This is a genomic window from Pseudoalteromonas sp. APC 3694, from assembly GCF_030407565.1.
In the GTDB taxonomy this organism is placed as follows: Bacteria; Pseudomonadota; Gammaproteobacteria; order Enterobacterales; family Alteromonadaceae; genus Pseudoalteromonas; species Pseudoalteromonas tetraodonis.
In genome coordinates, this window is the sequence record NZ_JASDDE010000008.1 from 1 (window position 1) to 24,748 (window position 24,748).

Sequence of the window (24,748 nt, forward strand, 5' to 3'; positions counted from 1 at the left end):
GCGCAAAGAGCAGTTTAACCAATCAATTAACGACGATATTTAGCCAATTTCAATGTCCGGTTATTGCTCATCGGCATCACGAATACGTTCTTTACGTTCTTGCTCTTCATCAAAGGCGGCTTGAATTTCGTCAAGTACAGAATCTACATCTGCAGCTTCGCCATCGTCTTCAAATTCGCCACTGAGTTTTGAGTGCGGGGTTAAGTTAGCATCTGCAAACAGTGCCCACATTTCTTTGGCGTATTGCGTGTGTAATAACGCCGGTGCAAATTGGCCATAATAGCGGCGCATGTTATTTACATCACGGGCAAACATGGCTTCTGCGCTATTATTAGCAGAGGCGTTAACCGCTTGGGGTAAATCAATAATTACTGGGCCGTTGCTATCAACAAGTACGTTAAACTCCGATAAATCACCGTGAATAATCCCAGCGCACAGCATGAGTTTAATGTAGTGCATCATTAATGTATGTTGCTCAATGGCTTGTTGCTCGGTTAAATCAACTGCACCAAGCTGTGGTGCAACATCGCCTTCATCATCGCTTACTAGCTCCATTAGCAATACACCGTCAATGCAACCGTAGGTTTGTGGTACGCGAACACCCGCTGAGGATAAACGCGATAACGCGTCAACCTCGGCATTTTGCCAAATTTCTTCTTCTAATTGGCGGCCATAACTAGAACGTTTACCCATAGCACGGGCTTGTCGGCCACTGCGTACTTTGCGGCCTTCTTGATACTGGGCGGCTTTTTTAAAACTGCGCTTACTGGCATCTTTGTATACTTTAGCGCAGCGAATGTCATCACCACAGGCGACTACAAATACATCGGCCTCTTTACCGCTCATTAACCGGCTGATCACCTCATCAATAAAACCATCATCAACTAATGGCTGTAAGCGTTTAGGTATTTTCAAACGACACCTACTAAAAATACAGGGTTGGCTTTTTGTTTTGCTATGTGGTTCAAACGAGGCATACCTTTGGGGATTGAAGAAAGTTATAAATTATTAGTAAACTTTAAAGTTACATTTAATGACTAAATTACGCAGCTAGAATAAGCGACTACAGCTAAAAAGCCAACCGCCTTTTTTGCTTTTTAAACATTATTGAACAAGAGCCGAGATAAAACCAAAAAACGAGCACGGTTTAGCGTACTCGTTTACTTTACATTATTAAAAAGTGTTTAGAACTGCCACACTAAAGACGCCCAATAGCGGCGACCATCTTCAACATAGCCATACTCTTGCTCTGTGATCTCTTTATCAAGCAAGTTGTAAATTCCAGCACCGAGTTTAACATCATCAGTTAGCTGATAATTAGCGCCTAAATTCGCAATGGTATAATCAGGGGCAATTAAACTACTTTGTGAAGGCCCTGTGGTAGGCTGACTTTCTTCACCGCGATATTGCACACGTAACCATCCGCCTAACTTATCTGTTGGACGCCAATTTAAAGACGTTTGTAAACTATGTTTTGGTAGCTGATTAAGTGGGCTGCCCTTATATTGACCGGTTTTTTGCTCTGAATCGGTGTAGGTATAACTAGCACTCACATCAATTTCAGTTGAAATATCGTAATCTACTGATAGCTCAATACCTTGGGTTATGGCTTCATCCACATTAATGTACGTAGTTGGCATCGAGCCGAACTGATTTGGGCCATCTGTGCACTGCGTTAATGGGCATGCTATACGGGTTATTTTGTCATCAAATTCATTGTAAAAAACGGTTGTTGATATACTTAAATCGCGTCCAGAATCATAGTAAACACCCATTTCATAGTTAACTGATTGCTCAGGCTTTAAGTCAGGGTTACCATAAATATTCCCGCCACGACTCACTTGTCCCCATTGCGCGGTAGATTGACGAATATTTGGGGCCCGAAAACCGGTTGATATGCCGCCTTTAATGGTGATCAACTTAGATGCGCTATAAACACCATACAAACGTGGGCTCCAATGACCTGCAAAATTGCCATCATGATCGTAACGTAGGCCTGCGGTGAGCTTAAAGTCATCGGTTGCTGTCCACTCGTTTTCACCAAAAACAGACCATTGCTCGTTTTCTACATGGGTTAAGTCGCTGATTTTATTACTTGTATAATCATCCAATGACTCTTTTAAATAGGTCGCACCAAACGTAGAGTTATGATCACTAAATAGCGGTAAACTCCATGTCGTTTGAATGTCGGTATTTTCGACAAACATTTCACGTGAGTTATTATCAAACTTATCGTACTTAATGTAACTACGCGACGAGCCAAAGTCGTAAAAACCGTTGTGTGACATAGAGTATGTTTGTTGCTCATACTCAGTAGTTGCTGATTCAGGGCAGCCACGTCGACCACAGCTTTCACCTGGGGCAAGCGGGGCAACTGTTTTACCAAGTGTTTCGTCTAATGTTTGTTTTGCCGAGCCAAGTTCAAACATTAATTCGTGACTATCATTAGGTGTTAATGTGAACTTGGCTTTAACATTACTTTGCTCTTTGCCTCGAAATCCTGCAGTAAAATCATCTTCATTTCGCTTTGAAAATTGACCGTATAATTGCACGCCCAATAGATCTGGAATAATGCCACCAGAAGTGAAAAAGCTGGCTTGGTTTATATCACCTGACTGGCTTTGCTCTTGAATGGTGCTGTCTAAACGCAGTTCTCCATACCACTGCTCTGGCGCTTTACGGGTAATAATATTGATCACACCACCAATAGCATCAGAGCCATACAACGACGACATAGGGCCACGTATTACTTCAATACGTTCAATCGCTGAAATTGGCGGCGTCCAAGCACCTTCTACGCCCGGACCATCACTATTTGGTCGTGTTTCTCTTGAACTTTGGCGTTGCCCATCAATAAGAATAAGCGTGTATTGGCTTGCCATACCACGCAAGCTAATATCTTTTCTGTCACCTCCGCCAGTCACTATTACACCCGGAATATCAGCCATTGCGTCGGTTAAGTCACGATAAAAGCGTTTTTCTAGCTGCGCTCTGTCGATAACACTAATACTTGCAGGTGCCTCTTTGAGCATTTGTTCGTAACCAGAAGCAGTGACAACCATTACTTCCATATCTTGTTTTTTTTCATCAGCAAAAGCAGGGTTAGCAATTGCAAAAGTACTTAAAATAAATGCAGTTACCGGCCTTAACTTACAACTTACCGTGTTCATGATATTTCTCCGTGACATTTAGCATGTAAATGATAATAATTAGCGTTTGCGATAATAGTGAGAAGTTCCCTTTCTCACAACGTTATTTTTATTAAAGCTAATTTAAGTAAGGCTTAACGGTATGAGTGATAAGTTAACTAAAACCCTGAATATATTTGTTCGCACAGTACAAACGGGAAGTATGAGTAAAGCTGCCGCAGAACTTTTAATGACAACCTCTGCAATTAGCCAGCAAATAAAACAAATAGAGCTAGATGTAGGTTTGAGTTTATTTAATCGCAGCCCTCGAGAATTAACGCTTACCGAGGCGGGTGAGCTGTATTATCAAAGTTGTTTACAAATGCTTGCCGTTGCAACAGCTACTTCAGAACAATTACAGCATTTACAAAATTGTCCGAGTGGGCAATTAAAACTAGCCGCCCCTGTTGGTTTTGGTGGTGGGTTATTAAGCGAGCCTGTAAAGCATTTAATTAGCCAATTTAGTGATATAGATGTGCACTTAACGCTTTCTGACGAGCCCATTGATATGATCAGAACAGGTATAGATTTAGTGCTGGCGATTGGTCCTCTCGAAGACTCAAACTTAATTGCACGCCAACTCGCTAGTTGGCCATTAATACTGTGTGTTCATAAAAATCATGCACTAGCACAGCAACCAAAAATCACACTGGATGACCTAAAAGCGCATAACCGCATTGCACATATAGCTGTTGATCCGGCGCTTACGCACCTTACCCGCGGTGAAAGCACAACACTACCAAAAGCACGTATTGCCATTAATAATATGCAAACTGTGATTCAATTTGTTCTCGATGAGTTAGGCTATGCTATTTTGCCAGAGCCTGAAGTACGCAATTTCTTAGCTACAGGAGAACTTTTAGAAATATGCACTGATTGGCAGCTTCCCCATTACGATGTATTTGCTCTAACGCCTGCACGCGACACGTTAGCAGCAAAGACAAAAGCTGCAATTAAAGCACTTAACGCATCATTTTCAGCTATTTAAATAACCTAAGTTCAGTTTAAGGCTTGTTTATAGTTAACTAATTGCAAGCCAAACTCCTACCTGCATCATTTAAATCCCCGCAATACGATTCAGTCAATTAATATTATTGTCTTTGGTTAAAGTTTATTCTAGCAGTTTTTCTGTTATGTAAACGCAAAACTAGCATATAGCTAAGCGCTCATTCAGTAAGACTGCATTATTATTAATACTTTATAGAACATTAATAAACACAGGATTATTACACAGGAGTATATATTACATGGCAACCACACCTAAAAATTCACATGAGGTTAGTAATGCGCAATCGGCTTTATTAAACCCAGAGCACAGCATTCAAGTACGAGGCGCGCGTGTTCATAACTTAAAAAATGTGGATGTAAACTTGCCCCGTAATTCACTTGTTGTTTTTACTGGTATATCGGGCTCGGGTAAATCATCGCTCGCCTTTGGAACATTATTTGCCGAATCACAGCATCGTTATCTTGATTCGGTATCGCCTTATGCGCGCAGATTAATAGACCAAGTAGATGAGCCTGATGTAGATTCGATTGAAGGGCTGCCACCCGCGGTAGCATTACAACAACAGCGTGGCGCACCCTCGGTACGTTCATCGGTCGGTAGCGTAACCACTATTTCTAACGCGCTGCGAATGCTTTACTCACGCGCGGGCGAATACCCCAAAGGGCAAGGTATACTGTATGCCGATGCGTTTTCGCCAAATACACCACAAGGCGCCTGCCCAGAGTGCCATGGTATTGGCCGTGTATTTAACGTAACCGAAGAGCTGTTAGTGCCCGACCCTACTAAATCAATTAAAGAGCGCGCCATTGCAGCATGGCCGCCAGCTTGGCAAGGTAAAAACCTAAGCCGTATTCTTACCTCGTTAGGTTACGATATTAATAAACCGTGGAATACCCTGCCCAAAAAAGCCCGTGATTGGATTTTGTTTACCGACGACACGCCCACAGTACCCGTGTTTCCCGAGTACACGCTTGAGCAAACCCAAGCGGCTATTAAAAATGAAGAAAGCCCCAGCTACATGGGTACATTTATAAGTGCTAAACGCTTTGTTTTACAATCGTTTGCGAGCACTCAAAGTCCGCGCACAAAAAAGCGCGTGTCGCAGTATATGCAAATATCACAATGCCCACAGTGCGAAGGAAAAAAACTTAAAAAAGAGTCGTTATCGGTTAAAGTAGCAGGCCTTGATATAGGCGAAATTTCGCAGTTAACACTTGGCGAGCTGGCAGAAAAACTCAGCATTGCTGCCAATAACCCCGCTAAAAGTAACGCAGCCAACCCCGAAAAAACCATTGTGGCAAAGCGCATCACAAGCGACATTATCAAACGCGTAGAAGCACTCACTAAGCTTGGTTTAGGGTATTTATCGCTTGAGCGTACTACGCCATCGTTATCAGCTGGGGAATTACAACGCTTGCGGCTTGCAACGCAAATTCGCTCAAAATTATTTGGTGTTGTGTATGTGCTAGATGAACCTTCGGCAGGTTTACATCCAGCCGATACGCAAGCACTTTTAAGCGCCCTAGATGAACTAATAGCGGCTGGTAACTCAGTATTTGTGGTGGAGCACGATACAAGTGTAATTCGCCACGCCAATTGGGTGGTTGATGTAGGGCCAAATGCGGGTTCGCATGGCGGTAATATTGTTTACAGCGGCCCAGTTGAAGGCTTAGAGCAAGTGATCAACTCACATACAAGTCAGCATCTTTTTAAGCATAACAATAACGCAAAGCCAAATCATCAAACACAACGTACGCCCGCAGCCTGGCTTAAGCTAAGTGGTATTGAGCGCAACAATTTACACAACATCAGTGCCGAATTTCCGCTTGGGGTTATTACAAGTGTTACGGGGGGTTCTGGCTCAGGTAAATCAAGCTTAGTAAGCCAAGCCTTAGTCGAGCTTATTCAAGATGCTTTAGGACAAAAAACGCCGCCGCCAATGCCTACCGATGAAGCCGACTTGCTTGATCAAGAACTCCAAACACCAACCCATGGCAAAATTACCGAGGGCCTTGAGCATATAAAGCGCCTAATAACGGTTGATCAAAAAGCCATTGGCCGCACGCCTCGCTCAAACCTTGCTACTTACACTGGTTTGTTCGATCACGTACGTAAATTGTTTGCCAATACCAAAGAGGCAAAAGCGCGTAAATACGATGCAGGTCGTTTTTCGTTTAATGTGAAAAAAGGCCGTTGCGACAACTGCGAAGGCGTAGGTTTTGTAAGCATTGAGCTGTTATTTTTACCGAGCGTGTATTCGCCGTGCCCTGTGTGTAACGCTAAGCGCTATAACCAAAAAACACTCGAGATTACCTATAAAGATAAAACCATTGCCGATGTGCTTAATTTAACGGTGGAGTCAGCGCATACATTTTTTGCCGATGAGCCTGCTATTTTACGTGCGCTAAATGCGCTCTTACAAGTAGGCCTTGGCTATTTACGTTTAGGCCAACCTGCTACTGAGCTTTCGGGCGGAGAGGCCCAGCGCATTAAACTTGCCACAGAGCTGCAACGTGCGCAGCGCGGCGATACGCTGTATATTTTAGATGAACCAACCACCGGCCTACACCCAAAAGATGTAGCCATGTTGATGACGCAGTTAAATGGCTTAGTTGATGCCGGCAACACCGTCATTATGGTTGAGCACGATATGCAAGTTGCCAGTAACAGTGATTGGGTTATTGATATTGGCCCCGGAGCCGGCGATGAAGGCGGCTTAATTGTAGCACAAGGTTCCCCCGAAAAAGTGGCAAGTGTAAAGGCGAGTAAAACCGCACCATTTTTACTTAAATAGTTAATAGATGACGCTTTTAGTTGTATAAAAGCGTCACCTATATATGGTAGTTAACGCTGAAAATAACGGCTCGAGATAGATTAATTATCCAAAGTTCAGGTTTACTAATACATCCCTTTTTTATCTTGGTAACCAATCTGAAATAGCTTTACCTATTTCGTGCGGTGAATCCTCTTGGATGTAGTGAATACCGCTTACGGTTACCTCAGTTAGGTTTGGCCATGTGCGCACAAAATCTCTTGCGTAACCAACTAAAAAAGCACCCGGTTCAGCATTAATAAATAGCTTAGGAATATCGTGAGAGTTAGCTAAATAGCTCGCATAGCTTTTAACTAAAGCCACGGTATCGGCAGGCTCTCCAGCAATGGGCAGTTGGCGAGGCCCTGCTAAAATTGCACGGCGATCTTCTCCTGCATTTATAAAGGGTCTGCGATACTCATCATGCTCTGCCTGCGTTAATTTGCGTGCAATGGTCGCTGGTAATATTGTTTCAATAAAAAAGTTGTCATCAAGCACCATTTTTTCACCCTCAGCTGAGCGCATAGTGCCAATGGGTCCGTGCAAATCTTTAGAAAAATCGTCCCATGTTGGAAAATCGGTAACAATTGCTTCCATTAAGCCAATCGCTTTTACTGCATCACGATGTGTATTAGCCCAGTTAAAACCAACACCAGAGCTCCAATCGTGCAGTACTAAAGTAACATTACTGTTCACGCCCAACGCTTCTAAAAGTGCAAATGTGTATTTGCTGCTTTCATGGGTGTTATCTAACTTTTTCGAATCTCCTAATCCAATCATATCGATAGCAATTAAACGCCCTTTTCCTTGTAAATATGGCATAACATTTCGCCAAAGGTAGCTAGATGTAGGATTACCATGTAAAAACACAATAGGATCGCCTTCGCCTTCATCTATTTAGGCCATTTTTTTTATCTAATATAGTTTTAAACTTTTTTGTATAACGTAATGTTTCTGAATCATTTTTTATTTAATTGATATACATGACTGAATCACACAATAAACGAGCGTACTTAACTTGTCACTATATTTATGTGATCGAATCACATACAATTGAATTAATGAAAAATGAAAAATACATATCAAATTTAATCGGCACGTTTACCACTTTTGTTTCTAATGACATTGAAAAAGCAGATTGCCGAATTAGGCGGGCGAAGCTTAAGCCACGAATCGGCACTCTTCACTATTTACAACCACCCAAATGAAACCATAGATGTACTGAGCAAGGTTTTAGGCTTAACGCACTCTGGTGCGGTTAGATTAATAAATACGCTTGAAAAAGAAGAGCTTGTAGAGAGGCGTAAATCGGTAAAGGATGCTCGCTCTGTTGTTTTATACGTAACTGATAAAGGAAGTCAAAGGGTTAAAAGAGTACTAAACAGCCGAGAAACAGCACCTCTAAAATACTAAATAGCTTTAATGATGAACAAAAACAAAGCTTTTTAAGTTTGATAGAACTAGCGCTTAGCAGCCTAACAAGCGAGCAGATAGAAGCCCGTAAAATATGCAAACTATGTAACGAAGGTGTATGTAGAAAGCGTGGTTGCCCAGTAGAAAATGCTATTAAATAAAGTACACCCCACTTAAAAATTTATCCAATAAGTTAAAGAATGATAACAGCCACTTTAGTCGTTTTTCTTACATGAAATTAGGTAAAGATAGATTCGATTATAGTTATAAAATTCATGCATCTTTTTAAATTGTAAAGGTATTCCCCCCTTGTACCTTTTTTAAAATAAGAAAAAAGAACCGTTTTAATGAAAGTTTTTAGCTATAAGGTTGACCCATCTAGTTACAAGTGTTAAAAAGTAAAAATGAACACTAACTTAATAAAGGAATAATTGTATGATAAAGGGAATAAAAATCGCTTTAGTATCAAGTGTAATGCTCTCTGGCTGTGTAGTTACTGAAACTATTAATGGAGGTATTGCTATTTTAAATAACTCTCTCACAACTGCTGAATTACCTATTACATACACAAAAGCGGCTAAAGAAAGTGGCACTGAGAAAATGAAGCGTCTTGCAGTTATTTCAAATAACAGAAACGCAGCTACAGGTATAATTGAAACAAACCTTGCAAATATTCGTGTGAATGGCCAACCTTACTTTACCTTTGTTGATAAAGCTTCTCTTAGTAAAATTATAGAACAACAACGGTTTAATGAAAGTGATATCAGTAACTCAAAAAACAGAACCCGCCTAGGTCAACTTACAGGCGCAGATACACTTATCACTGCTGACTACACTGCTGATGTAGATACCTCTACTTACTACGAAAAAGACAGTGAATGTATACAAAAAGGTGATAAATGGTACAAGTGTGAGAAGTCTAGAGAAATAACCATTAAGTGTTCAGAAAAAATTGCGAAAGTAAATTTTAAACCTAAGGCTGTATCTGTAGAAACAGGGCAAATTGTTTTTACTAAACAATATTCACGCCTATCAAGTAGTAAAGTATGTAAAGGTGACGACCCTCATCCATCTGACTCTGTATTACGAGGCAGAGCACTTGCCGCTGTAATAGAAGAATTAAAACAAGATGTTGCACCACACCAAGTGACTAAAAATGTAAAGTTGATGGAATCTGATGATTCAGATTTAACTGATAAAGCAGAAGAGTTATTAGACCTCGCTGTTGAATTTGTAGAAAAAGACATGCCTGACCACGCCTGCAAAACCTTTGCAAAAGCTCAAAGCCAGTATTCAGAATCACTGGCTATAAACTACAACAATGGTGTGTGCGCAGAAAGAGCGAATGATTTAGAATTAGCAAAAGCATATTATGAAAAAGCGAGCAACTTAACATTAGACGTTGACGAACTTAAGTTTGTTATTGAAGGCCAAACACGGCTTGTCGAGCGTGAATCGGATAACGCAAAGCTAACTCTAGCAACAACTTCAAACCGTTTGTAATTTAAGTTAAGGCCTACCAATTTTGTGTTAGGCCTTATTGCTGTTGGTAAAACTATGACTACTAGAACATCCTCACTACTATTAGCGGCAATAGCGCTAAGTCCTTTCCTTACTAATGCAGCATCACATTGTAGTTGCAGCTCATACTATGCAAAGAATGCCCAGCCTAAGTGGGTAGGAATAGATATTGTTGATGATGAAAAATTAGCTAGCTCAGGCTCTTCACAATGCTCTGGTTTAAAAACAATTGATGAACGTCGGTCAGCTAAAAATGCGCGTGAAGAGCTCGCAAAATTACTAAGTACTGATATTTCAGTGAAAGAAATAATTAAAAACACCTCATCAAGCACAGTAAGCCATTCTGATTACAAATCGGTGATTGAGTCTCAAACCAATCAGCTATTAAAAAGCGCAAAAGTATATGATCGTTATGTAGACCCTATTAACTGTACTGTATATGCAGCTATTTCAATTAGTAAAGCCGATCTTGAAGAAGGCCAACAAGAAAAAATAAAACAACAACAAGCAATGCTAGGCGCAAAAAATAGTTGCTTAAAAGTAACGGGCGAAAATAGCTCTCAACTTACAGAGTTACTCACTGAGCAACTTTTACAGCATGGATATAAATTAACAAACTCGGCTTGCGAAGTGACCTATTTAGTTAAAAACTCGATAATAAAAGCACAAAGTAAACTTGTAATTACACAGTTAAAACTTCAAATAGATACACAAAGCAAAAAGTCTATTTGGCAACAACGTTTTGAAGGAAAAGGTTTGAGCTACTCTAAACGCTCAAAAACCGAGTTAATTCATTTAGCCAATCAAGACAGCACAACTAATTTAATAAATAGCATTGTAAAGTTAAAAAATACTGCTATCGATTCTTATTAGCGATTATATTAAGCCATGTTTTAAACAGTTATATTTAACACTGATAAACTATATTTTAAGGATGAAAATGTCTGTAGGAAATAACTTAGAGCCTGAGGCTAACACTGAAGAAAATAAATCTTTGTTAGCTAAATTGAAAGGTTACTTTATTTTACTTATGGTTACTTTAATGGGTCTTGGAAATTGGGCCGATAGTAAAGCACTCATAATTGAAGGGTACAACGGATTCATTACTCACTTTACGAACCAAATCGAAGAAAAAAAGATTACTGCGCTAGATATTGGCAACTACTTACCTTACGCTGAAAAAAAAATAGGTATTCCGCAAGTAATTAAAACATCATCTTTGAATACTGATTACGAATATAGGTATTACAAAAATACGAAATATTTACTCACACTTATTAATAAAAATACTCGTATAGTCGGCATCGCCGTACATAGCTTAAAATACGATAAAGCTATGGTACCGGAATTTACACCCTTAATACCTTTTAATAAAAAAATGCTCAGAGTTAATAGTTTAAGCGATGTTATAAAATCAAGTAACGAATTTTATTTTGATTCTCATAATATTAAATATTATATGCAGTCAAAACAGTTAAATGCTCAAGGTATGTTTTTGAACCTTAGCGTTGGCTTTAGTAACTACGCACCATTACTTGATGAAACGCAAAAAGCTTTATTTAAACTTGATGAGTTAATGCTTACTCAAGATGACGAAAAAGCCTTAGCTAAAACAACCGAGATACTTGCTAACACTGCGGCTACATTTTATGCAGTATCTGAGCTATCTAGTGAATACATCTCTGATTCATTACTGACCAAGTATGAATTTAACGCTTATTTTTAAGGATAAAAAATGCGTCACACTTTATTATTTTTTGCTTTATTTAGTGCTTACAGCGGGGCTACCACGCCGACGTTCGAAGAATTTAAAAAACAGCAACTTGCAAAACAAACCACTTTTAAAAACGATCATCAGTTGGAATATCAAGCATTCAGACAAGCATATCTCGAGGAATACGATAAATTTAGAGATAGATTATTGCAAAACTGGTCAAGACCTGTACAAAGCTCATTATTAGAACGTGTTGAATATAGTGCGGATAAAAAAACACGTATTATTATTGATGAACAAAATTCGACCGTGACTGTACAAACACTTGAAGACTCAAATGAAACAGGACTAAAAGCGACTTCTCAAGAAGAAGCATTAACAACAAATCAATTGTTAAATAATGTTAAATTATCGCCGGTTTTAACTGATATTTTTAAAGACCTTAGCTTACTCGATAAAGCAGTAAAAACAGCAAAAGTTGATATAAAAGCACAGCCAGACAAACATGAAAGCGAAGTCGCATTAATTAATGAAATTACTTCTCAACACGAGCAATCATTGAGTAGTTTAGATAAAAACGAGCAATTACCTAAATCACAAATTGATATCCAAAAAGAGCAGCTTACCAAAGAAAAAGAACAACGTATTAGTAATTTAAATAATGCGCTAAAAAAAACAAAAGAGCAAAACCTTACCTACAAACGCATTAAGTCGCATACTTTCGCTCTACCCGATACTTATTTACAAAAAAAAGTAGCGCCTTTTGTTACTTATTATAGCCAGTTTTCTAAAGACCAATTATCTTTACTATTAGCTATTTCACATGCTGAGTCGTCATTTGATCCTAATGCAAAATCGCATATTCCAGCATTTGGATTAATGCAAATAGTGCCAAACTCAGCAGGCTTAGATGTTGCTCGCAAACAATTTAAAAAGGATATAGCTCCTACAGCTAAAGAATTATTCGACCCAAAAACTAATATAACTTACGGTGCTGGGTACTTAGACATTTTAACGACTCGATATTTGCGCAAAATTAATAATCCCATAAGCCGAAGATATTGTGCCATTGCAGCTTATAATACTGGCGCTGGTAACGTAGCTAAAGCATTTAACTTAAATAGAAGTACGAATATAAATAAAGCGGTAGCCTTAATAAACCAATTAGATAGCGAAGGTGTATACGCACAACTTATAAATAATTTACCGTACGACGAAACAAAAAAGTACTTACAAAAGGTAAGTAAATTAGATATTCAATATCAAAAAAACTTAGAACAATGGAACCTTAACAATAAGGAAGTAAATCATGCGAAATAAACTTTTAATATTGGCAGTTGCTGGAGTTATTACAGCATGTGGTACAACACCACAAAAGTCTCAACCTCTTGCTGAAAACGATTCTGTTCCAAGCTGGGTTTTACAACCTACAGCACCCGAGGGCGGTTTGGCTTCATCTAGCTGTGTAGTATGGACGGGAAATATGGCTGCAAGTAGAGCACAAGCTATTGCCAATGCACGTGCCGATCTAGCAACTCAAATTAGTGCTAAAGCGCAAGTAATGGATACACTAATAAACAAACAAACCCAACAGCAAGACTCAACGACGACTAATTCATCATTTACGCAAATAAGTAAACAGGTAGCTGAGCAAAGCTTAGTAGGGGCTATTGCTAAAGAAATTGGTTTTGCTCGCTTAGATGGAAAGAAACAGTTATGTGCGCTTGTAACTATGGAAAATACTAAGCCTTTATTTGATAAATTAATCGAAACGTCAGGAAAGAATTTAAGCCCTAATGATGAAGATATGCTTTATCGTGAATTCAAATTAAAAACAACAACTGATGAGCTTAAAGCGCTAGATAAATAAGCGTTTCATAACAGCCCTAATATAAGTTAGGGTTGTTATATTAATTAAATAACTACAATAAATTACCCTAGTATTAACCAAACCCCCACTAGCACCATTAAACTTCCCGCAATACGATTCATCCACTGAATGTTGTTGCCTCTACTTAAAAATAACCGCAGGCTTTTACCACCTGTTGCGTAAATCATCATACAGATAAACTCTGAGAGCAAAATAATGGCCACCAGCACCGCTAATTGGGGCGCAACACTGTATTGTACGTTAATAAAAGGAGGTAATAAGGAAATCATAAACGCCCACCCCTTTGGATTGGCAATGGCGGTTACAAACCCCTGTGAAAATAATGAATATCGGCTCACGGCTGTTGTATTATGCGTATCAACCGACATTTTACCTTTTGCGCGCCACATATTTATACCTATATAAATTAAGTATGCACCGCCTACCCATTTTAAAATATCGAACGCATTAGGGTAATTTAGCATTACGCTTGCAACACCTAATACCGCAGCAATAGCAACACTTGCGACCCCTAACAGCTCGCCAATCATCATCCATAAAGTTCGGCGCACGCCTATACTCATGCCTAAAGTCATGGCCAGTGTCATGCACATACCCGGAGTAATAGACACAAAAAAGAAGGTAGGAATAAAAACGGCAAGTGCAGCTACATCAATCATTTAAAGCTCGCAATAGGTTAAAAAAGTAGTGTTAATTTTGAATGAAAGGGTAAAGGAAAAATAGCTATCGGTAAATTAGAAATAACAGCATCGAGAGTCGGGCTACGGGCTACGGGCAATGGGCAACGAGCTTAGCCGAGTTAGCAGCGCAGTATTTCGCGCCGCCAAACCTCGAAGCCCTGAGCTCGAAACTCTTAGCAAATTAATTTACTGTTGTTTCAGTGTCTACTTCGTTATCACTTAACAAGTACTTATCTAGCCACTGCTCTTGCTCCCACAGTACATGTAATAAGCTTTTACGTGCGCGGTAGCCATGTGCCTCGTAAGGGAGCATTACTAAGCGAGCGTCTTTACCTAAGCCTTTTAGGGCGGCGTACATGCGCTCACTTTGCATTGGGAAAGTGCCAGAATTAGGATCTTCTTGACCGTGGATCATTAGCATTGGCTCGTCAATTTTTTCAGCATGGAAAAACGGCGACATGTTAGCGTACACACTTTGTGCTTGCCAAAAATCACGTTCTTCACCCTGAAAACCAAACGGCGTCAATGTGCGGTTATACGCACCACTGCGGGCAATACCTGCCTTAAATAAATCGCTATGTGCTAATAAATTAGCCACCATAAACGCACCGTAAGAGTGCCCTGCAATAGCAATGTTATCTTTATCGGCAATGCCCTTTTCAACCAGCACATCGACTGCAGCTTGTGCACTTGAAACTAGCTGCTTTCTAAAGTTATCGTTTGGCTCGCTGCCATCAATACCTACAATAGGCATTTTAGGGTCGTCAAATACGGCAATACCTTTAGCAAGGTAAGGCATAGGGCCCCAATAGCCAATGTAAGTAAATTCGTATGGCGATTCGCGCACTTGTGATGCTACGGCTTTATCTTTGTATTCAAGTGGGTACGCCCACATAAGTACGGGTAACGGGCCATGGGTTACGTCGTAACCTGGTGGTAAATAAAGCGTACCTGAAAGCTCAACACCGTCATCACGGGTATAACGTAGTTGCTCTTTGGTAACCCCTTTAAATGCTGGGTACGGATGAGCAAAATTAGTAAGCTGTGTAAGAGTATCGTTATCTAAATCACGAATAAAAAAGTTAGGTTGCTCGGTTTTAGACTCTCGCACAGTTATAAAGCGCTCGCCTTCGTCGTCAAGCAATGCACGAACACGCTCGTAGTATGGCGCTTGTGATTGCCATAAACGCTTGCTGCTATTCGTTTTTACATCGTACTGGTCTAAAAACGGAATATTACCTTGCTCAGACGCGCCGTTACCGCGCAGATACATATAACGCCCGCCAACAATTTTAATAACGTTGGCGCCTAAATCGTTACGCTCGTATATAAAGCTACCTGGGTTTTTGTACGCATCGTTATAGCTTCGCTCAGAAAAAAGCACGCGGTTACTATCGGCATTACGTGGTTGAATTACATAAGTGCGCACTTGTCGGTCACTAAAACGCCAATCACTTAGCATAGCAATATTATCATTACCCCATTGTATGCCAGCAAAACGACGCTCTACTTTGGCAAATAATTTAGGGTCGCGTTTAAATGGCGCTCGCAAACTGTAAAGGTAGTCATGATATTCAACCTCAGTTTTCATATCACCGCCATCTTGCGCCTCGGCCCATATGACTTCAGCGCCTTGATCCGCGCGCCATTCAAAATCACGACGACCGGTGCGTACACTGTCGTAGCCTTGTGGAATGTTGTCGGCAAGGGGTTGCTTTGCCAGCTCTACTAATGCATAGCCACGCATTCCCCATATTTGCCATGTAGTTGCAAAACGACTGTAAGGGACTTGATACGAAAATGGCTCGTCGATGGTCGCGACTAAAATATTGGTTGAATCAGGCGATACCGAAAACGATTTAAATAATGCAGGGCTGCCAATGGCTTGTGTATTGCCATCAAGCGTTACGTAAGCTAATTGCCCTTGGCCGTAAAATTTAAACTGCGCTTCGTCAAACGGGCTGGTTAATAAGTTTTGATAAGTACGCGCGGGGGCTTTTTCGCCTGTGCTTTGCTGTATAACAGGCACTACATTTTGACTGCTGTTTTTTAACGCGGGTTTACCTATATTAACCGCTAAATTTGCAACCAGTGCGCTGCTATCGGGTAGCCATTGGTAAGGCGTAGCGGTAATAACTGAGTTAAGCGCTGCATTTGAGAGCATTTTAGCTTGCTTTGTCTCTACACTGTAAAGCCATAAATTTGCTTGGTTTTGTTGCTCTACAACAAACGCTAAATATTTACTGTTAGATGACCATTTAGGCGAGCGAATAATACCGTTTGGTAAATTATTAATATTAATAACGGTGCCGCTTTGCACATGCTTAAGCTCAAGCGCGCTGTATTTAGCGCTAACACGCGAGCGTGAAAAGTTAGCAGGGTTAAGCTTTATACCCGCAAGTTTAAGCTCATCTTTAGCAAGCTCGTCAAGCGTCTCTACGCGCTTACGCTCAAATAAAGCAAGCCATTGGCCATCGCTAGATAAAAAACTAGTGGGTGCTAATTTGGCATCTACCACAGCGGCTAGCTCAGGCGAAGGTGTTTGATAACCTTGCTCAGCATAGCTGTTTGGCATTATTACAACACAACAAATAAAGGCAACTAACAGCCTAAATGCGTTCATGTTTTTATCCTTTTGTTATTTTTAAGATTATAAAAGGTATATAAACATGTTTTGCTCTGTTCATAAAGTATTAAGCTTTAAATTACAGGGCTAAAAGATGACTTAAATGCATTATATACGCTACACTACGCAGCTATTTACTCACTACTGCGCGCTTAAAATACCATGCCTAACAAAGCTAAATCGGTCACTATTTTTGATGTTGCTCACCGTGCGGGGGGGTCTAAATCGACCGTATCGCTGGTGCTTACGCACAGCAATAAAGTAGCCGATAAAAGCAAAAAAAAAGTGTTACAAGCCATAGATGAGCTAGGTTATGTGTATAATCGCGATGCAGCGGCTATGCGCTCTGGGCGCTCTAATTTAGTGGTTGTAGTAATTGACGATTTAACAAACCCGCTTATGGCATTACTTGCTAAAAATATAGAGCAGGCTTTAAGCGAGACTTTTTTTCAGGCCATTATTGTTAGTAGTAACAACAGCGTAGAGCGCCAAACGCAGCTAATAAATAATTTAAAAGAATACAAAGTGGCTGCATTTATAATTTGCCCTGTGGCTAGTACCTGTGCGCAGTGGCTCGACAACCTTGCTGCTGCCTACCATGTTATTAGCCTAATGCACGAAGTACCTTACAGCTCAGCCCCGTGTGTTTTACCCGACTACACTAAAGCAAGCCATGTAGTAACATTGCAGCTAATAAATGATTCGCCTAAAAACATACTGTTTATGGGTGATGACAGCTTATCTGCACAGGGTTTATTAAGTGGCTTTAATAATGCGTGTAAAAAACACAATATAACCCCTGAGCCTGCAATTACGTGCACAAAAAGCACCCCATTACATGCTAAGCAAGTATTTAGTAACACATTACTTAATAATCCGAGTATTGACGCGGTTGTATACGCTAATAATATAATTGCGCATGGCGTTTTAGCCGCCGCCCCGCATTTAAAAAGCAATATAGTAAGCTGCTTACATATTCCTGATATTACCGAAATGCAACCTCGCTTTACTTGCGCCAATATAAACACGCAAGAGCTTGCTAAGCGCAGTATTTTAGTGCTGCAAGAACAACTTCAAACAAACACTGCACCAGTAAAAACACTGGTAAATGTAAACCTACAGATTAGAGAAACACCGTAATGAAAAAAGTGCTGGTAATTGGCTATGTATGGCCAGAGCCCAATTCGTCTGCTGCGGGTACGCACATGATGTCGTTACTTAATGCGTTTAGGGCGCAAAACTGGGATGTTGAATTTGCTACGCCTGCACAACCTACCGAGCACATGGTAAATCTGAACGATTACGGCATCACCAGTCAAAGCATCGCACTTAACTGCGATAGTTTTGATGATTACGTTAAAGCCTACAACCCAGATATTGTTATGTTCGACCGTTTTATGATGGAAGAACAATTTGGCTGGCGCGTAGATAAGCATTGCCCAAATGCACTTAAAATTTTAGACACCGAAGATTTACAATGCCTGCGTAATGCCCGCCATGAGGCGCATAAAGGCGAGCGTGAATTCAACCATAGCGATTTACTATCAGACATAGCTAAACGTGAAATAGCCGCAATATTGCGCTGCGACCTAAGCTTAATTATTTCAAGCTATGAGATGGAACTACTCAATGAAGTGTTTAAAGTTGAGCCTAGCGTGTTACATCACTTACCATTTATGGTTGATTTAAGTGCCTTACCTGAGCAAACTAAATCGTATGAACAACGCCAACACTTTATGACCATTGGCAACTTCCGACATGCTCCAAACTGGGATGCGGTACTCTATTTACAAAAAATTTGGCCGCTTATCCGCAAACAACTACCGCAGGCAGAGTTGCATATTTATGGTTCCTACCCACCGCCAAAAGCCACCGCGCTTAATAATCCTAAAACCGGCTTTTTAATTAAAGGTTGGGCCGATGATGCGTATGAGGTAATGCAAAGTGCGCGTATTTGCTTAGCTCCTTTGCGTTTTGGGGCGGGTATTAAAGGTAAACTTTTAGAGGCCATGATCATGCAAACTCCAAGCATCACCACGCCTATTGGCAGCGAAGGTATGCACAACACGCTACCGTGGCCAGGTGTGGTAACAGCAGATGCGCAAGCTTTTGCAGATGCCGCAGTCTCTTTATACAACAACGAGGCTAAATTTAGCGAAGCGCAAGCCGCTGGCAACCTTCTACTTAATACTCTGTATGACAAAGTGCAGTTAAGTGCTCACTTAATTGAAAAAATCGACTCAATAAGCAGTAATTTAGATGCTCACCGGATGAAAAATTTCACGGGTCAAATGCTCAAACACCATACCATGCGCAGTACACAATATATGTCGCAGTGGATAGCAGAAAAAAATAAAAAATAACTTTAAAAATCACTAGACAGGCGGCGATTTGTGTTTAAAATCGCCGCAAATAAACTTGGGCAATTTTAGCATTATTGCCTATATTTTTAGCTTAGTTATTTAATAGTTGGTTCAAAACAAATTTGAAAACCGCAACGTTTACTGAAAAACGCAAATTTATCGTTAAATTGGGCAAAATGCTCCATAAATACGGTACCCCTGCCTATCGCTTAGAAGCCCACTTAATGGAAGTGGCGACTTATTTAGATCTTAAATCTTCGTTTGTTATGTCGCCCACGTCGGTTACCTTTGTTATTTGGACCGATGGCCATGAAGATGAATATACCCATGTTGCCCGCGTTGACCCAGGCGATCACGATTTAGGTTCACTTGCCGATACCGACGATTTAGTTAATAAAATGCTCAATGGCGAGCTCACGTTGCAAGAAGTTGATCAGCAACTTGATATCATTTTTGATGCCCCAAACCCTTATAACAGAGTGCTGACAGGTGTTGCTTTTGCTACCTCTGGCGGCGCATTTGCCATGCTCATGGGCACCAGTTGGAATGACGTTCTGTGGTCTGGGTTATTAACCTTTATTGTATACTTATTTGTATTGTGGTCGGCCCGTTCGAAACGTGTGGCTCACATGCTTGAGCCATTAGTAGCAATAGTGTCGGCTATTCTTGCTTGTGCTATTAGCGTTCATTTAGATGCACACATCAACATTCGATTAATTGTACTCTCTGCCATTATTGTGTTTATACCCGGTTTAGCCCTTGCACTTGGCCTTGCTGAACTTGCAGCCAGACACTTAGTATCGGGCACAGCACGCGTGATGGACTCATTTATGTTGCTGTTTAAGCTTTATTTTGGGGCTTTTATTGGTCTTGCTATTGGCTTTGCGGTCTTTGGGCAAGCCGATTTCGTACAACCTGAGCCGCTACCAAAGTGGACTGCATGGCTCGCTATTTTACTTTTGTGTAGTAGCTTAATCGTTATCTTTAGAACAAAGCTTAAACATGCAATGTGGTCTATTGCCTCAGGCTTTATAGCTTATGGCACTAGTATTGGGCCTGCTATTTATTTAGATTTAAATTACACGTTAGGGACCTTTACTGGTGCATTTTCTGTTGGTGTGTTCAGTAATTTATTTAACCGGGTTGCTAATGCCCCGGCCTCAATTGTAGCTATGCAGGGATTAATTGTATTAGTGCCTGGGAGCAAAACGTATATTGGTTTAAACTCACTCATTGAAGGCCAAGACTTTGTTTATGCAGATCATATTGGTCAGCAAACGTTTTTAATTTTCATGTCGCTCGTGGCCGGACTTATTTTTGCAAACGTGGCGCTTCCTCCTAAAAAGAGTCTATAGATTTATGCGCGGTTTTAAGCCGCGCTTTTGCATAACTACAACATTAAACCTCCTCTTTTGAGGATTAATCGCATTTTTTAGTATATTGAGAACACCTTGCTATAATGGCTGAAATCTAATAAAGCAAAGGAAATAACAATGCTAAAAACTAGCTTAGCGATAGCAATTGGGCTCTCAAGCTCACTTGCATTTGCGCAATCAGCAATTACTGTTGAAGACATTCCCAAAGTAAAATCGGTAATACAAACAACCGTTAGCCCCGATGGCGACAGTGTTGCATTTACCCGTTCGTTACCTCGCAAGCTTTACGTTGATGAAAATGGTAGTAATTACAGTGAGCTTTACGTTGTTGACGATAAAGGTGTTGAACGCCCTTTTATTACCGGTTCAGTTAATATTAAAAGCCTACAATGGTCAAACGACAGCAAAACAATTTACTTTTTAGCGAAATTAAAAGACGACAAATATACTTCGCTTTACCAAATACCTGTTGATGGCGGCCAAGCACAAGCGGTTATGTCATTAAAAGACACATCTATTTCAAGCTATCAGTTAAGCCCTGATAACAAGCAAGTCGCTATTTTAGCAATGCCAGCTGCTGATGAGTCAGAAAAAGAACTTAAAAAACTTGGCTTTAAAGCTGAAGTATATGAAATGGGCTTAAAGAACAAGCAGCTTTTTATTGTTGACTTAGCTAAAGCGGATAAACCACTTACCCCCACCGCACTCAACGTTGATAATTACGTGAGTGATGTTAACTGGGCTGCTAATGGTAAAAAGCTACTGGTTAAAACTCAACCTACCGCATTGATTGATGATAAATACACAAAATCTATGTGGCATTTGTTTGATATTGCTAGCAATAAAGTAACCTTATCGTTTAAAACTGAAGGCAAGCTAGGTGATGCAGAACTGTCGCATGATGGTAAATACATTGCTATTTTAGGTGCAGAAGATAAGCACGACCCTGCAACAGGCCGCTTATTTATTGCTGACACTAAAACCGCTGAAATCACTGAATGGTTACCTGACTTTATGGGGCACGTTGTTGATTTTGAATGGTCGCATAAGCGTAATACACTTAACTTTATTGCCAATGTAGGCACGCAAAGTTTTGTAGCGAGCATTAAAACGGGCTCTAATAAATACAAAAAATTAGTCAAAGAAGGTGAATTTATTGCCTCACAATTGAGTGTTTCAGATTCAGATAAAACACTCGCACTTCGTGGTAATACCGCAAAACACCCTAACGAAGTGTTTATTGTGCGCAGCAATAAAGCAACACGTTTAACCGATTCAAATAGCTGGTTAAATGATAAACGCTTTGCCAAGCAAGAAACCATTACCCTTAAAGCACGCGACGGCGTTGAGCTTGATGGTGTGCTTGTTTACCCATTAAATTATGAAAAAGGCACACGCTACCCACTGATTATGTCGGTACACGGTGGCCCTGAAAGCCATGATAAAGACGGCTGGGTAACTAACTACTCGCGCCCAGGTCAAATGGGGGCTGCACGTGGCTATGCGGTGTTTTATCCTAACTACCGAGGCTCTACAGGAAAAGGGGTAGATTACTCAAAATTAGGTCAAAACGATTACGCAGGTAAAGAGTTTGACGATTTAGTTGATTTTAAAAATCACCTTGTTGATATGGGTTTAGTAGACACTAAACGTGTTGGTATCACTGGGGGGTCGTACGGTGGTTATGCATCGGCGTGGGGCGCAACAAAACTAACCAAACACTTTGCTGCAAGCGTTATGTTTGTGGGTGTCACCAACCAACTGTCTAAATTTGGTACTACTGATATTTCTAACGAAATGAACCTAGTTCATGCGCGTTCATACCCATGGGATAAATGGCAGTGGTACTTAGAGCGCAGCCCTATTTACTGGGCAGGCCAATCTGAAACACCTCTGCTTATTATGCACGGTAAAGACGACCCTCGCGTTCACCCTGCACAATCTATGGAGCTTTACCGCTACATGAAAGTGCAAGGTAAAGATGTACGTCTTGTTTATTACCCAGGTGAAGGTCATGGTAACCGTAAAGTGGCAGCGCAATACGACTACAGCTTGCGTTTAATGCGCTGGATGGACAACTATTTAATGGAAGGCAAAAAAGAGATGCCTGCGTTTGAAATTGACCATGCTGCTAAGTTAAAAGAAGTTAAAGACGCGAATAAATAAGCACTTATAAACGCGTTTAATTTTAAAAGGCCAACATAAAAATGTTGGCCTTTTTTATAGGTCTAAATTGGCGAGCACGCATCCTTAGTGACATAGCACAGCTTATGTTAAACTCTCGGAAATTATTTTGTTAACTGCTAATTTTACTGCCATGTCAAACCCTGCTAGCTGCTTTACCGTTTTTGATGAAAACGTCGATTCCCTTGCTCTGCCTGAGCAGTTTACATTTCCATTTTATTATAAACCGCACCCTTTGGCCGTTGTCGCTGCACAGCAATTACAACAGCAATTAAAAAAGCTAGATAAGGCTATTTTAGATACGGATGATATTGATGCGGGTAAAATGTTTGGTGTGCTAGTCGTTCAAAATCAGGCGCAACAACTGGGGTTTATTAGCGCGTATTCGGGGCAAATAGCGGGCATAGATGAGCTATTGAATTTTGCACCTAATGTGGCACTTAAACACATAGACGATGCTGTATTTAGTCAGCAAAGCCAAATCATTAACGCCATTAATGCGCAAATTACGGCATTAGAAAACAGTGAAGATTATCAAGCCCTTGAGCAGCAATTAGCTACAGCACGTAAAAATTATGAACAGCAACTTGTAGCCAAACAACAAGCCATGCAAGTGACCCGCAAACAGCGAAAAGAGCAACGCCAAACTGGCCAAGAGCAACTCAATGCCGATGACTTTGAACAACTTAAAACAACCTTAGCTGGGCAGAGTATTGTTGAGAAAAAACAACTGCAGGCATTAAAGCAAGACTGGCAAACGCAAATTACAGCGCTTGAGCAAACCCAAGCAGCTATGCTGGGTGAAATTAACGGATTAAAAAAGCGCCGCAAAACACTCTCAAAAAACCTACAAAAGAAATTATTTGCTCAATACCAATTTTTAAATGCACACGGTGAAGTGACCGATCTGAATGCTATTTTTGCCAAACTTCCTGAGCACACGCCACCTTCGGGAGCGGGGGATTGCGCCGCCCCTAAATTATTACAATATGCATATAAGCACCATTTAAAACCAGTGGCTATGGCCGAATTTTGGTGGGGTGCACCGCCTAAATCAGCAATTAGGCATCACTTACATTATTACCCATCGTGTTATAGCAAATGCCAACCCATTTTAGGTCATATGCTAAAAGGCTTAAATGTTGAAGAAAACCCATTACTAACAAACCCTGCAAAAGGAAAAAACTTAACTATTGTTTATCAAGACGATGATTTACTGGTAATAAACAAACCCGCTGAATTTTTATCGGTGCCAGGGATTAATATTGATGACTCAGTGTACATGCGTATTAAAACTCAGTTCCCCGCGGCTTCTGGCCCACTTATTGTGCACCGGTTAGATATGTCGACCTCAGGGCTGTTAATTATTGCGCTTAATAAGCGCGCGCATAAAGCGCTGCAAAAACAGTTTATTGAACGCACAATTGAAAAGCGTTACGTTGCTTTAGTGGCGGGCAATATTACTGAGAATAGCGGAGTGATTAACTTACCTCTTGTGCTCGACTTTGATGATAAACCACGCCAAATGGTGTGTTATAAAACCGGTAAACCGTCGTTAACAACATGGCATGTACTGGAGCGCAAAAACAACACCACCCGACTGCAGTTATACCCTAAAACAGGGCGCACACATCAGCTACGGGTGCATTGCGCACATCAATTAGGTTTAAATACCCCGATAGTTGGCGATACTCATTATGGTGCAGAGGCAGAGCGCTTACATTTACATGCCGAGTATTTAGCCTTCACCCACCCTATTTCTCATCAACGTTTAGAATTTGAAGTAGCCGCTGATTTTTAAATCAGCGATACTAAAACTCCCCTCTGTTTTAAAAGCCTTGTCATTTTTTATATTGCAAAGTCGGTAACCTTTACCGTTACAATATAGAAAAATTTACCTGCATTATGCAAAGCTTCTACTTATAAACAATAAATAGCTATATATTTCAATGCATTAAAAGTTGGCATTAG

Annotated in this window: 18 protein-coding genes; 13 read left to right on the top strand and 5 right to left on the bottom strand. The window is 40.5% G+C overall.

The window, feature by feature from the left end; all coding sequences use genetic code 11:
* Positions 1 to 60: 60 nt before the first annotated feature.
* Together QMA00_RS04610 and QMA00_RS04615 are read right to left on the bottom strand one after the other, a co-directional pair.
* The gene (locus QMA00_RS04610) at positions 61 to 915 is read right to left on the bottom strand and encodes a PA4780 family RIO1-like protein kinase (RefSeq protein WP_076921996.1); all 855 of its coding nucleotides are present in this window, start codon (positions 913 to 915) and stop codon (positions 61 to 63) included.
* A gap of 269 nt (positions 916 to 1,184) precedes the next feature.
* A complete protein-coding gene (locus QMA00_RS04615; RefSeq protein ID WP_290156204.1) occupies positions 1,185 to 3,170 on the bottom strand; it encodes a ligand-gated channel protein in 1,986 nt (661 codons plus the stop codon).
* A 121-nt stretch (positions 3,171 to 3,291) separates the two neighbouring features.
* Here QMA00_RS04615 and QMA00_RS04620 point away from each other — a divergent pair, with 121 nt between their 5' ends.
* Together QMA00_RS04620 and uvrA are read left to right on the top strand one after the other, a co-directional pair.
* Positions 3,292 to 4,176 (top strand): LysR family transcriptional regulator, encoded by an 885-nt coding sequence (locus tag QMA00_RS04620; protein ID WP_290156206.1) that lies wholly within the window; start codon positions 3,292 to 3,294, stop codon positions 4,174 to 4,176.
* 259 nt (positions 4,177 to 4,435) lie between these two features.
* Positions 4,436 to 6,991: an excinuclease ABC subunit UvrA gene (uvrA, locus tag QMA00_RS04625; protein ID WP_290156208.1), complete on the top strand. Its 2,556-nt coding sequence runs from the start codon at positions 4,436 to 4,438 to the stop codon at positions 6,989 to 6,991.
* Between the two features lie 120 nt (positions 6,992 to 7,111).
* On the opposite strand, the gene QMA00_RS04630 is transcribed toward uvrA, so the two are convergent.
* Entirely contained in the window at positions 7,112 to 7,879 is a 768-nt protein-coding gene (locus QMA00_RS04630; protein ID WP_254843654.1) for a haloalkane dehalogenase, read from the bottom strand.
* Between the two features lie 249 nt (positions 7,880 to 8,128).
* Here QMA00_RS04630 and QMA00_RS04635 point away from each other — a divergent pair, with 249 nt between their 5' ends.
* From QMA00_RS04635 to QMA00_RS04660, 6 genes are all read left to right on the top strand, one after another.
* Positions 8,129 to 8,422 carry a MarR family transcriptional regulator gene (locus QMA00_RS04635; RefSeq protein ID WP_253944076.1) on the top strand — a complete coding sequence of 98 codons (294 nt, stop codon included), beginning with the start codon at positions 8,129 to 8,131 and terminating at the stop codon, positions 8,420 to 8,422.
* A gap of 435 nt (positions 8,423 to 8,857) precedes the next feature.
* Positions 8,858 to 9,925, top strand: coding sequence for a hypothetical protein (locus QMA00_RS04640; RefSeq protein ID WP_076921992.1), 1,068 nt, complete (start codon positions 8,858 to 8,860; stop codon positions 9,923 to 9,925).
* A 54-nt stretch (positions 9,926 to 9,979) separates the two neighbouring features.
* On the top strand, positions 9,980 to 10,816 hold the full coding sequence (locus QMA00_RS04645) for a TonB-dependent receptor (protein ID WP_138765091.1): 837 nt from the start codon (positions 9,980 to 9,982) through the stop codon (positions 10,814 to 10,816).
* A gap of 67 nt (positions 10,817 to 10,883) precedes the next feature.
* Positions 10,884 to 11,669: an ETEC_3214 domain-containing protein gene (locus tag QMA00_RS04650; RefSeq protein ID WP_013463048.1), complete on the top strand. Its 786-nt coding sequence runs from the start codon at positions 10,884 to 10,886 to the stop codon at positions 11,667 to 11,669.
* Positions 11,670 to 11,678: 9 nt separating this feature from the next.
* Positions 11,679 to 12,977, top strand: coding sequence for a transglycosylase SLT domain-containing protein (locus tag QMA00_RS04655; protein WP_024602726.1), 1,299 nt, complete (start codon positions 11,679 to 11,681; stop codon positions 12,975 to 12,977).
* Positions 12,967 to 13,527 carry an LPP20 family lipoprotein gene (locus QMA00_RS04660; RefSeq protein WP_013463046.1) on the top strand — a complete coding sequence of 187 codons (561 nt, stop codon included), beginning with the start codon at positions 12,967 to 12,969 and terminating at the stop codon, positions 13,525 to 13,527. The genes QMA00_RS04655 and QMA00_RS04660 overlap by 11 nt, the downstream gene beginning before the upstream one ends.
* 62 nt (positions 13,528 to 13,589) lie before the next feature.
* Here QMA00_RS04660 and QMA00_RS04665 read toward each other — a convergent pair whose 3' ends face one another.
* Together QMA00_RS04665 and QMA00_RS04670 are read right to left on the bottom strand one after the other, a co-directional pair.
* Positions 13,590 to 14,207 carry a LysE family translocator gene (locus QMA00_RS04665; protein ID WP_076921991.1) on the bottom strand — a complete coding sequence of 206 codons (618 nt, stop codon included), beginning with the start codon at positions 14,205 to 14,207 and terminating at the stop codon, positions 13,590 to 13,592.
* A gap of 202 nt (positions 14,208 to 14,409) precedes the next feature.
* The gene (locus QMA00_RS04670; protein ID WP_076921990.1) at positions 14,410 to 16,851 is read right to left on the bottom strand and encodes a prolyl oligopeptidase family serine peptidase; all 2,442 of its coding nucleotides are present in this window, start codon (positions 16,849 to 16,851) and stop codon (positions 14,410 to 14,412) included.
* 165 nt (positions 16,852 to 17,016) lie between these two features.
* On the opposite strand from QMA00_RS04670, the gene QMA00_RS04675 reads away from it, so the two are divergent.
* The 5 genes from QMA00_RS04675 (at position 17,017) to QMA00_RS04695 (ending at position 24,578) form a co-directional block, all read left to right on the top strand.
* Entirely contained in the window at positions 17,017 to 17,994 is a 978-nt protein-coding gene (locus QMA00_RS04675; protein WP_076921989.1) for a LacI family DNA-binding transcriptional regulator, read from the top strand.
* Positions 17,994 to 19,217, top strand: coding sequence for a glycosyltransferase family 4 protein (locus QMA00_RS04680; protein ID WP_076921988.1), 1,224 nt, complete (start codon positions 17,994 to 17,996; stop codon positions 19,215 to 19,217). The genes QMA00_RS04675 and QMA00_RS04680 overlap by 1 nt, the downstream gene beginning before the upstream one ends.
* A 122-nt stretch (positions 19,218 to 19,339) precedes the next feature.
* A complete protein-coding gene (locus QMA00_RS04685) occupies positions 19,340 to 20,572 on the top strand; it encodes a threonine/serine exporter family protein (protein ID WP_076921987.1) in 1,233 nt (410 codons plus the stop codon).
* Between the two features lie 138 nt (positions 20,573 to 20,710).
* Positions 20,711 to 22,759 (top strand): S9 family peptidase, encoded by a 2,049-nt coding sequence (locus tag QMA00_RS04690; RefSeq protein ID WP_290156215.1) that lies wholly within the window; start codon positions 20,711 to 20,713, stop codon positions 22,757 to 22,759.
* 151 nt (positions 22,760 to 22,910) lie between these two features.
* The gene (locus QMA00_RS04695) at positions 22,911 to 24,578 is read left to right on the top strand and encodes a pseudouridine synthase (RefSeq protein WP_076922019.1); all 1,668 of its coding nucleotides are present in this window, start codon (positions 22,911 to 22,913) and stop codon (positions 24,576 to 24,578) included.
* Positions 24,579 to 24,748 lie beyond the last annotated feature (170 nt).